This is a genomic window from Yinghuangia soli (assembly GCF_021502675.1).
Classification (GTDB): domain Bacteria; phylum Actinomycetota; class Actinomycetes; order Streptomycetales; family Streptomycetaceae; genus Yinghuangia; species Yinghuangia soli.
On sequence record NZ_JAKFHA010000017.1, the window covers coordinates 53,230 to 67,025 of the forward strand.

At 72.0% G+C, this 13,796-nt stretch carries 12 protein-coding genes; 6 read left to right on the forward strand and 6 right to left on the reverse strand.

Features of this window, described 5'->3' with window-relative positions; genetic code table 11:
• Positions 1-163: 163 nt before the first annotated feature.
• A complete protein-coding gene (locus LZ495_RS25580) occupies positions 164-1,600 on the reverse strand; it encodes a gamma-aminobutyraldehyde dehydrogenase (protein ID WP_235055238.1) in 1,437 nt (478 codons plus the stop codon).
• A 256-nt stretch (positions 1,601-1,856) separates the two neighbouring features.
• On the opposite strand from LZ495_RS25580, the gene LZ495_RS25585 reads away from it, so the two are divergent.
• From LZ495_RS25585 to LZ495_RS25600, 4 genes are all read left to right on the forward strand, one after another.
• On the forward strand, positions 1,857-2,330 hold the full coding sequence (locus tag LZ495_RS25585; RefSeq protein WP_308268643.1) for an Lrp/AsnC family transcriptional regulator: 474 nt from the start codon (positions 1,857-1,859) through the stop codon (positions 2,328-2,330).
• Positions 2,327-3,709, forward strand: a complete 1,383-nt coding sequence (locus LZ495_RS25590; protein WP_235055239.1) for an aspartate aminotransferase family protein — start codon at positions 2,327-2,329, stop codon at positions 3,707-3,709. The genes LZ495_RS25585 and LZ495_RS25590 overlap by 4 nt, the downstream gene beginning before the upstream one ends.
• A 271-nt stretch (positions 3,710-3,980) precedes the next feature.
• Positions 3,981-4,637, forward strand: coding sequence for a pyridoxamine 5'-phosphate oxidase family protein (locus LZ495_RS25595; RefSeq protein WP_308268644.1), 657 nt, complete (start codon positions 3,981-3,983; stop codon positions 4,635-4,637).
• Positions 4,625-6,010 carry an NAD(P)/FAD-dependent oxidoreductase gene (locus tag LZ495_RS25600; protein ID WP_235055240.1) on the forward strand — a complete coding sequence of 462 codons (1,386 nt, stop codon included), beginning with the start codon at positions 4,625-4,627 and terminating at the stop codon, positions 6,008-6,010. Before LZ495_RS25595 ends, LZ495_RS25600 begins: the two co-directional genes overlap by 13 nt.
• Before the next feature lie 90 nt (positions 6,011-6,100).
• Here the strand turns inward: LZ495_RS25600 and LZ495_RS25605 are convergent, their stop codons facing one another.
• A complete protein-coding gene (locus LZ495_RS25605) occupies positions 6,101-6,913 on the reverse strand; it encodes a tyrosine-protein phosphatase (RefSeq protein ID WP_235055241.1) in 813 nt (270 codons plus the stop codon).
• Positions 6,914-7,367: 454 nt separating this feature from the next.
• Between LZ495_RS25605 and LZ495_RS25610 the strand changes: the two genes are divergently transcribed.
• Positions 7,368-8,102 (forward strand): ATP-binding cassette domain-containing protein, encoded by a 735-nt coding sequence (locus LZ495_RS25610; RefSeq protein ID WP_235055242.1) that lies wholly within the window; start codon positions 7,368-7,370, stop codon positions 8,100-8,102.
• 18 nt (positions 8,103-8,120) lie between these two features.
• Positions 8,121-9,449: a hypothetical protein gene (locus tag LZ495_RS25615; RefSeq protein WP_235055243.1), complete on the forward strand. Its 1,329-nt coding sequence runs from the start codon at positions 8,121-8,123 to the stop codon at positions 9,447-9,449.
• 347 nt (positions 9,450-9,796) lie between these two features.
• Here LZ495_RS25615 and rlmN read toward each other — a convergent pair whose 3' ends face one another.
• From rlmN to pyrH, 4 genes are all read right to left on the reverse strand, one after another.
• Entirely contained in the window at positions 9,797-10,900 is a 1,104-nt protein-coding gene (gene rlmN, locus LZ495_RS25620) for a dual-specificity RNA methyltransferase RlmN (RefSeq protein ID WP_235055244.1), read from the reverse strand.
• A gap of 152 nt (positions 10,901-11,052) precedes the next feature.
• The gene (locus LZ495_RS25625; protein ID WP_372498649.1) at positions 11,053-11,982 is read right to left on the reverse strand and encodes a phosphatidate cytidylyltransferase; all 930 of its coding nucleotides are present in this window, start codon (positions 11,980-11,982) and stop codon (positions 11,053-11,055) included.
• 371 nt (positions 11,983-12,353) lie between these two features.
• Positions 12,354-12,911, reverse strand: coding sequence for a ribosome recycling factor (frr, locus tag LZ495_RS25630; protein WP_235055245.1), 558 nt, complete (start codon positions 12,909-12,911; stop codon positions 12,354-12,356).
• A gap of 36 nt (positions 12,912-12,947) precedes the next feature.
• On the reverse strand, positions 12,948-13,679 hold the full coding sequence (gene pyrH, locus LZ495_RS25635) for a UMP kinase (protein WP_235055348.1): 732 nt from the start codon (positions 13,677-13,679) through the stop codon (positions 12,948-12,950).
• Positions 13,680-13,796 lie beyond the last annotated feature (117 nt).

Consider the following 13,796-nt stretch of genomic DNA (forward strand, 5'->3'; position numbering starts at 1 on the left):
GGGCCCTGACCTGGGACAACACACACGCTGTCAGCTCTGCGCCGGTCCCCTTGACAGCCTGGATCGCCCCCGGGCACGGCGATGCCCGCCCCGGCCTGGCGGCCGGAGCGGGCATCGGTGGTGCTGCGGGGACCCGTGCGGATCCTGCGGGAATCCTGCGGGATCAGCCCTCGATGGCGGACATCACGTGCTTGATGCGCGTGTAGTCCTCGAAGCCGTACGCCGACAGGTCCTTGCCGTAGCCGGAGTGCTTGAAGCCGCCGTGCGGCATCTCGGCGACCAGCGGGATGTGGGTGTTGATCCACACGCAGCCGAAGTCGAGCTTCTTCGACAGGCGCATCGCGCGGGCGTGGTCCTTGGTCCACACCGAGGAGGCCAGCGCGTACTGCACGTCGTTGGCGTTCTCCAGGGCCTCGGCCTCGTCGGCGAACTTCTGCACGGTGATGACCGGGCCGAAGACCTCGTTCTGGACGATCTCGTCGTCCTGGTTCAGGCCGGAGACGACGGTGGCGGCGTAGAAGTAGCCCTTCTCGCCGACCCGGTGGCCGCCCGCCTCGACCTTGGCGTGCTCCGGGAGCCGCTCGATGAAGCCGGTGACCTGGGCGAGCTGGTTGGCGTTGTTGACCGGGCCGAAGTCGGCGTCCTCGACCTCGGGGCCCGCGGTCTTGAGCGCGGACGCGGCGGCCGCCAGCTTGGCGACGAACTCGTCGTGGATGCTCTCGTGCACCAGCACCCGGGTGGCCGCGGTGCAGTCCTGGCCGGCGTTGAAGTAGCCGGCGCCCGAGATGCCCTCGACCGCGCCGTCGATGTCGGCGTCCTCGAACACCAGGACGGGGGCCTTGCCGCCGAGCTCCAGGTGCACGCGCTTGAGGTCGCGCGACGCGGTCTCGGCGACCGCCATGCCGGCCCGCACCGAGCCGGTGATGGAGGCCATCGCCGGGATCTTGTGCTGGACCATCAGGCTGCCGGTCTCGCGGTCGCCGCAGATGACGTTGAAGACGCCGGGCGGGAGGATCTCGCCCATGACCTCGGCGAGCAGCACGGTGGACTCCGGGGTGGTGTCCGACGGCTTGAGCACGACGCAGTTGCCCGCGGCGATGGCCGGCGCGAACTTCCACACGGCCATGAGCATCGGGTAGTTCCACGGCGCCACCTGGGCGCAGACGCCGACCGGCTCGCGGCGTACGAAGGAGGTGTGGCCGGCCATGTACTCGCCCGCCGACTTGCCCTCCAGCATGCGCGCGGCGCCCGCGAAGAAGCGGATCTGGTCCACCATCGGGGGGACCTCTTCGGACGCGGTCAGGCCGCGCGGCTTGCCGGTGTTGCGCGACTCCGCGGCGACGAACTCCTCGGCGCGCTTCTCGATCGCGTCGGCGATCTTGAGCAGCGCCAGCTGGCGCTCGGACGGCGTGGTCTCGCTCCAGGACTCGAAGGCGTTCGCGGCCGCCTGCATGGCCGCGTCGACGTCCGCCTCGCGGGACAGCGGAGAGGTCGCGTAGACCTCGCCGGTGGCGGGGTCGATCACGTCCAGGGTCCGGCCGTCGGCCGCGTCGACGAACTTGCCGTCGATGAAATTGCGCAGGGTCCGCAGTTCGCTCATGTCCCCAGTCTCCTTGACTTTCGTCCCAGTGGTCGTACGCCGGTCCTGACAGCGCGGGAGGATGCCGTCACCTTGCGGTATCCGGGTGAACCTCACGCGGGTGCGCAGGGACCCTGCTCACACGCGCCCAAGAGTAACCCCATACCTGCCGGGATCATCAGCCTGAACCCGCCAGGACGACTGAATCAGTTGTGAGTAGGACCAAAGTCAACGGAATCCCTTGCAAAAGACCCGACAGATAAGGCAGAGTGACGCCGTGGCCAGTCGAGACAGGAACCCGGGCGGATCGCTGGACTCCGTGTCCATGGCGATCATCGAGCAGCTCCAGGAGGACGGACGCCGCTCGTACGCCGCCATCGGGAAGGCCGTGGGCCTGTCCGAGGCAGCGGTGCGCCAGCGCGTGCAGCGCCTGCTCGACCAGGGCGTCATGCAGATCGTCGCGGTCACCGACCCGCTCACCGTGGGCTACCACCGGCAGGCGATGGTCGGCATGCGCGTCGAGGGCGATATCGAGCCGGTTGCGGACATCCTTGCGACCATGGACGAGGTGGACTACGTCGTCATCACGGCTGGTTCGTTCGACCTGATCGCCGAGCTCGTCTGCGAGGACGACGACCACCTGCTCGAGATCATCAACAAGAGGATCCGAGCGATCCCCGGAGTACGGAGCACCGAGAGCTTCGTCTACCTCAAGCTCCGGAAGCAGACCTACACATGGGGTACTCGATGACAGAACAGCTCGACACCGCCGCTATGTCGAAGAAGGCGTACGACCACCTGTGGATGCACTTCACCCGCATGTCGTCGTACGAGAACGCGCCCGTTCCGACGATCGTCCGCGGTGAGGGCGTCCACATCTGGGACGCCAACGGCCGCAAGTACATCGACGGCCTCGCCGGCCTGTTCGTGGTGCAGGCCGGCCACGGCCGCGCCGAACTGGCCGAGGTCGCGCGCAAGCAGGCCGAGGAGCTGGCCTTCTTCCCGGTGTGGAGCTACGCCCACCCGAAGGCGATCGAGCTGGCCGAGCGCATCGCCAATTACGCGCCCGGCGACCTGAACAAGGTCTTCTTCACCACCGGCGGCGGCGAGGCCGTCGAGTCCGCGTGGAAGCTGGCCAAGCACTACTTCAAGCTCAAGGGCATGCCGACCAAGCACAAGGTGCTGTCGCGCTCCACGGCTTACCACGGCACCCCGCAGGGCGCCCTGTCGATCACCGGCCTGCCGGGCCTGAAGGCCCCGTACGAGCCGCTGGTGCCGTCCACCTTCCGGGTGCCGAACACCAACATCTACCGCGCGCCGGCCTTCCTCGCGGACGCCTCCCCGGAGGCCTTCGGCCGCTGGGCCGCGGACCAGATCGAGGTCCAGATCCTCAACGAGGGCCCCGAGACCGTCGCCGCGGTCTTCCTCGAGCCGGTGCAGAACGCCGGCGGCTGCTTCCCGCCGCCGCCCGGATACTTCCAGCGCGTGCGCGAGATCTGCGACAAGTACGACGTCCTCATGGTGTCGGACGAGGTCATCTGCGCCTTCGGCCGCCTGGGCACCATGTTCGGCTGCGAGAAGTTCGGCTACGTGCCGGACATCATCACCTGCGCCAAGGGCATGACCTCGGGCTACTCCCCGATCGGCGCGATGATCGTGTCCGACAAGCTCGCCGAGCCCTTCTACAAGGGCGAGGAGATGTTCCTGCACGGCTACACCTTCGGCGGCCACCCGGTCTCGTCGGCGGTCGCGCTGGCCAACCTGGACATCTTCGAGCGCGAGGGCCTGAACCAGCACGTGCTGGACAACGAGGGCAAGTTCCTCGCCACCCTGCAGAAGCTGCTCGACCTGCCCATCGTCGGCGACGTCCGCGGCAACGGGTACTTCTACGGCATCGAGCTCGTCAAGGACAAGGCCTCCAAGGAGACCTTCAACGACGACGAGATCGAGCGCGTCCTGTACGGCTTCCTGTCGAAGGCGCTCTTCGACGCCGGCCTGTACTGCCGCGCCGACGACCGCGGCGACCCGGTCATCCAGCTGTCCCCGCCGCTGATCTCGGACCAGGGCACGTTCGACGAGATCGAGCAGATCCTGCGCTCCGTCCTCACCGAGGCGTGGACCAAGCTCTGATCCGGCAGACCGCCGGCTCCGGCCGGCCGCGCACCGGGATCCGATCGTCGGGATCCCGGTGCCGCCCGGGCAGCACCCAGAACCACTACTGACGAACCCTCACGAATGTGTCGTCGGTGCGCCCCGAGCGCGCCGGCGGCACATTCGCGTATCCGGGCCGGGTCCCGGCGCTTCCCGTCCCAAACGATCTTGGCAGTCCGCGCCACGACCTAAGCTCGTCCCGCCGCATCCGCTGCACCGCTTCTCCACCCGCTCGAGAAAGCACGGACCCTTGGCACTGCCCGCACCCGGTTCCACCGACCGCACCCGCGTCCGCCGCCTGCCCGACAAGGCCGTCACCGACCGCGAGGTCCTGCACCGCGTCCTGGACGCCGGGCTCGTCGGGCACCTCTCGGTCGCCGACGACCAAGGGCGCCCGTACGTCCTGCCGGTCGCCTACGCCCGCGACGGCGACCGCGTCCTGATCCACGGCTCGACCGGCAGCCGGCTGTTCCGCTCGCTGGCCGCCGGGGCGCCCACCTGCCTGACCGTGACGCTCCTCGACGGCCTGGTGGTGGCCCGCTCGGCGTTCGAGTCGTCGATGAACTACCGCTGCGCGATGGTGCTCGGCACCTGCGAGGTCGTGGACGGCGAGGCGAAGACCGCCGCGCTGGACCTGCTCACCGACCACCTCATGCCGGGCCGCCGGGCCGAGCTGCGCGCGCACAAGAACAAGGAACTGGCCGCGACACTCGTCCTCGCGCTGCCGCTCGACGAGGCCTCGGTGAAGATATCCGCCGGAGTCCCGGACGACGACGAGGACGACCTCGACACCGAAGTCTGGGCCGGTGTGGTCCCGCTCGCGGAGACCTACTGCGACCCGGTCCCCGCCCCCGACCTGCGCTTCGAGCTGCCGGTCCCCGATTACGTGAGGACGTGGCGCCGGTGAGCGGCTACCGCGATCTGTCCCTGTGGTTCGACACGCTCGGCGAAGAGGTCGCGCCGCGGCCCGCCCTCGCCGGCGACCTCGACGTGGACGTGGCGATCGTCGGGGCCGGCTACACCGGCCTGTGGACCGCGTACTACCTCGCCGAGGCCGACCCCACGCTGCGGATCGCGGTCCTGGAGCGCGAGTTCGCCGGCTTCGGCGCCTCCGGCCGCAACGGCGGCTGGTGCTCCAACCTGTTCCCGGCCAGCCTCGCCAAGGTGGCCCGGACCAGCACGCGCGAACGCGCCGTCGCCCAGCAGCGGGCCATGAACGCCACCGTCGACGAGGTCGGCCGGGTCGTCGAAGCCGAGGGCATCGACTGCGACTTCGCCAAGGGCGGCATGATGATGCTGGCCCGCACGCACGTCCAGATGCGGCGCGCCTACGCCGCGGTCCAGGACGAGCAGTCCTGGGGCTTCGGCGACGACGACATCCGGCTCATGCTCGCCGACGAGGCCCGCGCCCGGGTCGGCGCCACCGACGTGCTCGGCGGCATCTACACCCCGCACTGCGCGGCCATCCAGCCCGCCAAGCTGGCCCGCGGGCTGGCCGCGGCGGTCGAGCGGCGCGGCGTGGCCATCTACGAAGGCACCCCGGTCACGCTGATCGAGGACGGCCGGGCGGTCACCCCGTACGGGACCGTACGCGCCGAGGTCGTGGTGCGGGCCACCGAGGGCTACACCCCCGAACTCCCGGGATTCCGGCGGGACCTGGTGCCGGTGTACTCGCTCATGGTGGCCACCGAGCCGCTCCCGGACAGCTTCTGGGACGAGGTGGGGCTGGCCGCGCGCGAGACGTTCACCGACCTGCGCCACCTGATCATCTACGGGCAGCGCACCGCGGACGGGCGGCTGGCGTTCGGCGGCCGCGGCGCGCCGTACCACTTCGGGTCCGGCATCAAGGCCGAATACGACCGCGACGAGCGCGTGTTCGGCGAGCTGCGCAAGGTGCTCCGGGAGCTGTTCCCGGCGCTCGGCGACGCGAAGTTCACGCACGCCTGGGGCGGTGCGCTCGGCGTGCCGCGCGACTGGTTCGCGAGCTGCGGCCTGGACCGGTCGCGCAAGTTGGCGTGGGCGGGCGGGTATGTCGGCGACGGCGTCGGCACCGCGAACCTGGCCGGGCGCACCCTGGCCGACCTGGTCCGCGACCGGTACACCGACCTGACCCGGCTGCCCTGGGTGCAGCACCGCTCGCCGCGCTGGGAGCCGGAACCGCTGCGCTGGCTCGGCACGAACGTCGGGCTGCGGGTGATGTCGGCGGCGGACGGCGAGGAGCAGCGCACCGGGAAGGACTCGCGGCTGGCGGGCGCGTTCGGGCGGTTCCTCGGGCACTGAGGCCCCCGTGGGCAGCGGCATGCAGAACGGACTTGCGGGGCGGGTGCATGCGCACGCGCCCCGCAGTCGCGTCCGGGCGGCGTCGCGCGGTCAGGCGTCCAGGAAGCGCTCGCGCCAGCGCTCGATCCAGACCGGCTGCGCACCGGCCTTGAGGAAGAACTCGGCGGCGGTGCCGTAGCGTTCGGCCAGCCCGTCGAGGAACGTCTCCATCGACTGCGGAGCCGCGTCGCGCAGTGCGGCGGAGGCGGGCGCACCCGGCTTGAGGCGGGGCTGGCGCGGGAGTTCGTCGATGCGCCGGAACATCTCGACGAGATTGGTCTGCGTCGCGGAGTAGTCGGCGACGATCGCGTCGCGGTCGACGTCGACCAGGAGCAGCAGCATCGCGACGAGGATGCCGGTGCGGTCCTTGCCGGCCGTGCAGTGCACGATCGTCGGGCCGGAGTCGTCGTCGGTGAGGAGTTCGAGGGCGCGCGCGAAGGACTCGCGGCCGCGTTCGGCCATCCGCAGGTAGAGCCGGCCGGCCCCGTAGACGTCGACGTCGCCCAGGTCGAAGCCCTCTTCGCCGTCCGCGACGTCGACCTGGCCGGCCGAGATGTCGCCGACCTCGCGCGCCGCGGCATCCGCGGCCTCGCCCGCGCGGCGGCCGAGCAGCGGCAGGTGGTGCCGGGTCAGTCCAGCCCACTCGGCCCGCTCCAGCCCCTCGCCGTGCGACCTCAGGTCGAAGACGTGCCGCACCCCGTAGGCGGTGTGCAGCCGCACCACGGATTCCGGGGTGAGCAGGTCCGGCGTCTCGCAGCGCATCAGGACGCCCGAGCGGGTCCGTCCGCCGCCCGCGACCGGCAGTCCGCCGACGTCCCGTGCGTTGACCTGGTTCGGCAGATCGAGCCAGTCGATCGTGTGCATGGATGTGCCCCGCCCTCCGTGAACCCCCGGCCCGCGCCCCGCACGGGCCCTGAATCGCCATCATCGCCGCAGGAACCGGAGGTGACCAGGCACAAGAGGCCGAATCACGGATGGCGGGGAGGGTGCGGACAGGGGGCGGGCAGGGGCGGACCGGAGGCTGACCGGGGCACGGCCGGCCGCCCCGGGCGGGACGGACGGGTTCCGCGCGGCTGTCCACGGGCGGTCCGGCCGTTCGGGCTGCCGGGGTCACTCGTCCGTGGACTTTTCCACTCGCGCGGAGCAGTAGCGGGCCCGGCCGTGCCCTCTCATCGGCGCGGCTCGTTGCACTGGACGGTACGGGGGCGGACAGTCCTGTCCCGGAGGTATCGATATGGCCCTTTCACCCCGGTCGGCTCTTTCGCCTCGTTCGCCTCGTTCGACGCGGTCGACCCGGTCTGCGGGTTCCGAGGATGCGGTGCCGCACACCCCCGGCACCGGATTCGCCACCGACGAGGACGGCACCCGCAATCCCGACAACGACGTGCTGCGCGCCCAGGACGTCACCGTCACGCGCGGACCCGCCACGATCCTGCGCCGCCTCTCGGTGGGCGTGCGGGCCGACGAGACGTTCGCGGTCACCGGCCCGCCGGGCGCCGGGAAGTCGGCGCTCGTCGCGGTGCTGTCCGGGGTGCTCGCCCCGGACGCCGGGCAGGTGTGGTTCAACAGCCGCCCGCTGCACACCCTCGGCGGCCGCGCCCGGGCCGAACTGCGCCGCACGCACTTCGGGATGATGGACGGGCGGGCCCGGCTCATGCCCGAACTCACCGTGCTGGAGAACGTCGCGCTGCCGCTGCTACTCGAACCCGCTGCGCGCGACTCGGCGTTCGCCGCGGCCCGGCACTGGATGGGGCGCCTCGACGTACTCGACCAGGCCGACCGGCGGCCGCACGGGCTCCCGGTCGCGCTGCTGCGCCGCGCCGCGGTGGCCCGGGCCCTGGTGGCCCGGCCGGACGTGGTGTTCGCCGACGAGCCCGCCCTGGGCCTCGAAGGCGCCGAACTGGACCATCTGATGCGCATCCTGGTCACCGCGTCCCGCTCGCACGGCATCGCGCTCGTGCTGGCCACCGACGACCCCAAGGTCGCGGTGCACGCCGACCGGCAGCTCGAACTCCGCGACGGACGCCCCGCCCCGGTGCGTGCCGACGCCTGACGACGGCCGGAGGGCCACGTGATCCGGATCGTGCTCGGGAATCTGCGCGGGAATTCGCGCGCGGACCACATCAGGCTCCTCGGCACCGCGTGCGTCGCGGCCGTCGGGACCGTGCTGCTGCTGTGCGTGATGGCGTACGCGGCGGCCGGGCGCGGCGGTGGGCCGCTCCGGCCGCTGTTCGCGGGCCTGCTGGTGCTCGGCGTCACCGCGCAGCTCGCCGCGGTCGGGTCCCGGCTGACCGCATCGGCCCGGGCGGCGCGTACCGAACTCCTGGTCGGACCCGGCTCGGAGCCCTGCCAGGTGCGCGAACTGGCGGCCACCGAGGCGGCGTTGGCAGGCTCCCTGGGTGCGGTCGGCGGCCTCCAGGCGCACTTGATCGCCCGGGCCGTGTTCGAAAGCGATCTGCCGGGCAGCGGGGTGATCGGCGACGTGCTCGCGGTCGGCACGGAAGTCCCGCTGCTCGGACTGGCGTTCGTCCTCGGTGTGGTGCCGCTGGCGACCGTGGTGGCGTCCACGTCGGTCCTGCCCGGACCGGAGCGCACGGCGCTGCCGCGGCTGCTGCCGTCCGCGCACACGGTCGGCATCGCCGGACCGGCCCTGATCGGGGCCGGGCTGGTCGCGGAGGTGCTGCCGCACGCGATCACCGGGCCGGTCGAACTGCCCGGCGGCCTCGGCATGGTCCATCCGCTGGCCGCGCTCGGCTTCGCGATGGTGGTGGCCGGGGCCGGGCTGTCGGTGCCGTGGCTGGTGCACCGGGCCGCCCGGTCGGTCCTGGCCTATACCCGGCACCCGGCGCTGCTGTGCGCGGCCCGGCGCATGGAGGCGGACACCGTCGCTTTGGCCGTACCGCTCGGCCTGCTGGCCGCCAGCACCACGCTGCTGGTCACCTCGCGCACGCTGCGGGCCCCCGGCCCGGGTGCCGCGGCCGGCGACCTGCCGCTGCTGGCGCTGGTCACCGCGGCGACCATCAGCGCAGCCGCGGGGCTGCTCGCGGTGCTGGTGGAGAACGCGCACGAGCGCAAGGACGCGGCCCGCACCCTCTACATCCTGGGCGCCGGGCCGTGGGTCGAGCGCAGCACGCGCGCGCTCGCGGTGCTGCTGCCCATCGGCGTCGCGTGGGGCGGCGCGGCCACGCTCGGCGTGGTCGCCACCTGGCCGCTGGAGGTCGGCGGGCACCATCCGTCGGTGCCGGTGTCCGAGCAGGCGGTCTCCGCGGGGCTGACCTTCGCGCTGGTACTGGCGGCCGCGGTGGCGCTTGCCACCGCCGGGGTCACCCGGCGGCTGGGCCGCGACGGGGTGACGGGCTGGGGACGGCCGACGGCCGCGGCCCTGCCGCCGGCCCAGTAGCCGACCGACACGCGGAAAAGCCCGGACCGTCTGACACGGTCCGGGCTTTTGCTGCAACACTGCCGGACCGCCGCGGCGTCCCCTTCCGCGACGGCCCGGTCGTGTTGTCGCCTCCGGGGGCCACGCACTGCCCCGGGACGCTTTCATCGCCGGGCCGGGCCCGCATCCTGCTGACGGGCGGCCTGGTCGTGCCGCCGCCTGCAGAGCTCCGTACGGGGGTTGCGGAGGCCCGCAATGCGGCGGCACTGACTCCACTTTCCCCGATCGGACCTAAGAGGGCGATAAGCGTCCGGGCGGTTGGCCGGATCGCGCGGGCGAGCCGCGCAGCCCCATCGGATCGCGCGCGCTCAGCCCTCGGCGGCGGCGAGCTGGCCGCAGGCGCCGTCGATGTCGCGGCCCCGGGTGTCGCGTACCGTCACCGGGACGCCGTGCGCTTCCAGGAGCCGCACGAAGTCGTCCTGGCGCTCCTGCGTGGACGCGGTCCACTTGGAACCCGGGGTCGGGTTGAGCGGGATCAGGTTCACGTGCGCGTTGTGGTTGCGCAGCAGCTTGCCGAGCCGGTCGGCCCGCCAGGCGTGGTCGTTGATGTCCTTGATCAGCGCGTACTCGATCGACACGCGGCGGCCGGTGCGGGCCTCGTAGCGCCACGCGGCCTCCAGGACCTCGCGCACCGGCCAGCGGGTGTTGACCGGCACGAGCGTGTCGCGCAGCTCGTCGTCGGGCGCGTGCAGCGACACCGCGAGCGTGACGTTGAGGCCCTCGTCGGTCAGCTTGTCGATGGCCGGCACCAGGCCGACCGTGGACATCGTGACCGAGCGCTGCGAGATGCCCAGGCCGTCCGGCGACGGGTCGGTGATGCGGCGCACCGCGCCGATGACCGCCTTGTAGTTCGCCAGCGGCTCGCCCATGCCCATGAAGACGATGTTGCTGACCCGGCCCGGTCCGCCCGGGACCTCGCCGCGGTGCAGCGCGCGGGCGCCCGCGACGATCTGCTCGACGATCTCCGCGGTCGACAGGTTGCGGGTCAGGCCGGCCTGGCCGGTCGCGCAGAACGGGCAGTTCATGCCGCAGCCGGCCTGCGAGGAGACGCAGATCGTGGCGCGGTCCGGGTAGCGCATCAGGACCGACTCGACGAGCGTGCCGTCGAACAGCTTCCACAGCGACTTGCGGGTGGCGCCGCCGTCGCACGAGATGTCCCGCACCGACGTCATCAGCTCCGGCATCAGCTCGCCGGCCAGCCGCTCGCGCAGCGCGGGCGGCATGTCGGTCCACTGCGCGGGGTCGTCCGCGAGCCGGGTGAAGTAGTGCCGGGACAGCTGCCCGGCCCGGAACGGCTTCTCGCCCAGGGCGGCCACCGCTTCGCGGCGCTCGGCGGGCGAGAGGTCGGCAAGGTGGCGCGGCGGCTTGGCGCGGCGCGGGGCGACGAAGGTGAGCTCTCCAGGCTTGGGCATGATCTGTCCAGTGTCTCAGGTCCGGACGGGTGCCCGGTACGCGGCGAAGCCCGGCGGGCCGGGGGGCCTGCCGGGCTTCGAGGTTCCGTGTGCGGGCTGGTTGCGCGGTCCGCGGTTCTGTACGTGCTGCCGGTGCAGCCGATGCTGCGCGGCTAGAGGTAGAGCTCCAGGAGCAGCCAGACCACCGGCGCGGAGGCCAGCAGCGAGTCCAGCCGGTCCATCAGGCCGCCGTGCCCGGGGAGCAGGTCGCCCATGTCCTTGACGCCGAGGTCGCGCTTGATCATCGACTCGACCAGGTCGCCCAGCGCCGCGGTCGCCGCGACCGCGGCCCCCAGCAGCGCGCCCTGCCACCACTGGCCGTCCAGCAGCAGCGTCAGGCACAGGGCACCGGCCACCGCACAGGTCGCGACCGCGCCCGCGAAGCCCTCCCAGGTCTTCCCCGGGCTGATCTTCGGCGCCATCTTGTGCTTGCCGAACGCGACACCCGCGGCGTACGCACCGGTGTCGCTGCAGACCACCACGATCATGAACGCCAGGACCCGCTTGGCCCCGTCGTCCGCGGCCAGCATCAGCACCGCGAAACCGGCCAGGAACGGCAGGTAGAACGCGGCGAAGACGCCCGTGGCCATGTCTCTGAGGTAATCCTCGGGGCCCTCGGTCATCCGCCAGACCATCACCGCGAGCGCGGTCAGCGCCGTGGCGATGCCCAGCCCCTCGGGGCCGCGCTCGTACGCCGCGATCAGCATCGCGACCGCACCGACCGCGAGCGGGATCAGCGGCAGGCGCACCGGCCCGGGGCCGCCCGGCGCGGTCCGCGCCCGGCCCAGCGCACCGGAGAACTCCCACAGGCCCACCAGGACCGCGGCCAGCACGATGCCGACGAAGATCACCGGGACGGTCAGCAGCGACCCGACGATCGCCCCGCCGAGCAGCAGCGCCACGCCGATCGCGGCGGGCAGGTTGCGGCCCGCCCGGCTCTTCTTCGGCTGCTGCGGCTGCGCGGTGCCGTTCCCGTGGTCGCCGGTCACCGGCCGCTCCTGGGCGGCCGGGGCCGGGCGCACGCCGGGGTCGGCGACGGGCAGGTACGCCGTGTGCCCGCCATCGCCGTCCGCCTCGTCGTCGGGGGCACCGAAGTACGGGGCACCGCCGGTCTGGGTCGTACCACCGTGGAGATGTACCCCGTCGGCGGTGTCCGGGTGCTGCTGCGCCCGGGTGGAACCGGAGCCGAATCCGGCAGGCCGGCCTGCCGGACCGGCCTGCTCGGCCAGTTCGGCCAGGCCCGCCAGGTCGGCGGGCATGGCCGGTATCACCTGGGTGCGCAGCGCGTCCGCATCCTGCGCCGGGTGCGGACCCGGCGCCTGCACGGCCTGGCCCGCCCACGGGTCGTACGGTTCGAACGGGTCGGCGACGTGCCGCTCGGGCTCCGGCGCACCGCCCCAGGTGGAGTTGTTCATCAGACCTCGAGCAGCTCGGCTTCCTTGTGCTTCAGCAGCTCGTCCACCTGGACCACGTAGCGGTGGGTGACGTCGTCCAGCTCCTTCTCCGCGCGGCGCACGTCGTCCTCGCCCGACTCGCCGTCCTTGACGAGCTTGTCGAGCGTCTCCTTGGCCTTGCGGCGCACGCTGCGGATGGAGATGCGGGAGTCCTCGGCCTTGCCGCGGGCCACCTTGATGAACTCCTTGCGGCGCTCCTCGGTGAGCTGCGGGAACACCACGCGGATGACCTTGCCGTCGTCGGTCGGGTTGACACCCAGGTCCGAGTCGCGGATGGCCTTGATGACCGCGTTGGTGGAGCCCTTGTCGAAGGGCGTGATGAGCACCATGCGCGGCTCGGGCACGGTGAACGAGGCCAGCTGGTTCACCGGGGTCATCGCACCGTAGTAGTCGACGACGATCTTGTTGAACATCGCCGGGGTGGCCCGCCCGGTGCGGATCGCCGAGAAGTCCTCCTTGGCGACCGTAACGGCCTTCTCCATCTTCTCCTCGGCCTCGAGGAGGATTTCATCGATCACGTCTCGGCTCCTGTCCCGGTCCGGTGTCGCCGTGGATCAGCCGTTGGTGCGGCTGATCAGGGTGCCGATCTTCTCACCCCGCACGGCCCGGGCGATGTTGCCCTCGACCAGCAGGTTGAACACGACGATCGGCAGTCGGTTGTCCATGCACAGGCTGATGGCCGTGGCGTCGGCGACCTTCAGCTCGCGGGCGAGCACCTCGGCGTGGTCCAGGCTGTCGAACAGGACCGCGTCGGGGTTGGTCTTCGGGTCGGAGTCGTACACGCCGTCCACGCCCTTGGCCATCAGGATGGCCGACGCGTCGATCTCCAGGGCCCGCTGTGCGGCGGTGGTGTCGGTGGAGAAGTACGGCATGCCCATACCCGCACCGAAGATCACCACGCGGCCCTTCTCCAGGTGCCGGATGGCGCGGCGCGGAATGTACGGCTCCGCGACCTGGCCCATGGTGATCGCGGTCTGCACGCGCGTGTCGATGCCGAGCTTCTCGAGGAAGTCCTGGAGCGCCAGGCAGTTCATGACGGTGCCCAGCATGCCCATGTAGTCGGACCGGGCGCGGTCCATGCCGCGCACCTGGAGCTCGGCGCCGCGGAAGAAGTTGCCGCCGCCGATCACGATCGCGACCTCGGTGCCCAGTCGGACCACGTCGGCGATCTGGCGGGCGATGCCCTGCACCACGTCGGGGTCGACACCGAGGCCGCCGCCGCCGGCGAACGCCTCGCCGGAGAGCTTCAGCAGCACCCGGCGCCGGTACGCCGCCGGGTCGGTCACGTCGGCGGACGACGAAGGGGCCGCCCCCGTTTCGGTTTCCTGCACGGGTCCCTCCACGGAAGTGGCCTCCTCGTCTTCCCGGCGTACGGGGCTCGGCGTGCCGGCCCGGTACGCCTG

Bases quoted from the DNA above. Each gene is read 5' to 3' on its own strand.
- rlmN (WP_235055244.1), bottom strand. From the start codon at position 10,900: ATGCCCAAGCCTGGAGAGCTCACCTTCGTCGCCCCGCGCCGCGCCAAG.
- LZ495_RS25605 (WP_235055241.1), bottom strand. From the start codon at position 6,913: ATGCACACGATCGACTGGCTCGATCTGCCGAACCAGGTCAACGCACGG.
- LZ495_RS25590 (WP_235055239.1), top strand. From the start codon at position 2,327: ATGACAGAACAGCTCGACACCGCCGCTATGTCGAAGAAGGCGTACGAC.
- LZ495_RS25580 (WP_235055238.1), bottom strand. From the start codon at position 1,600: ATGAGCGAACTGCGGACCCTGCGCAATTTCATCGACGGCAAGTTCGTC.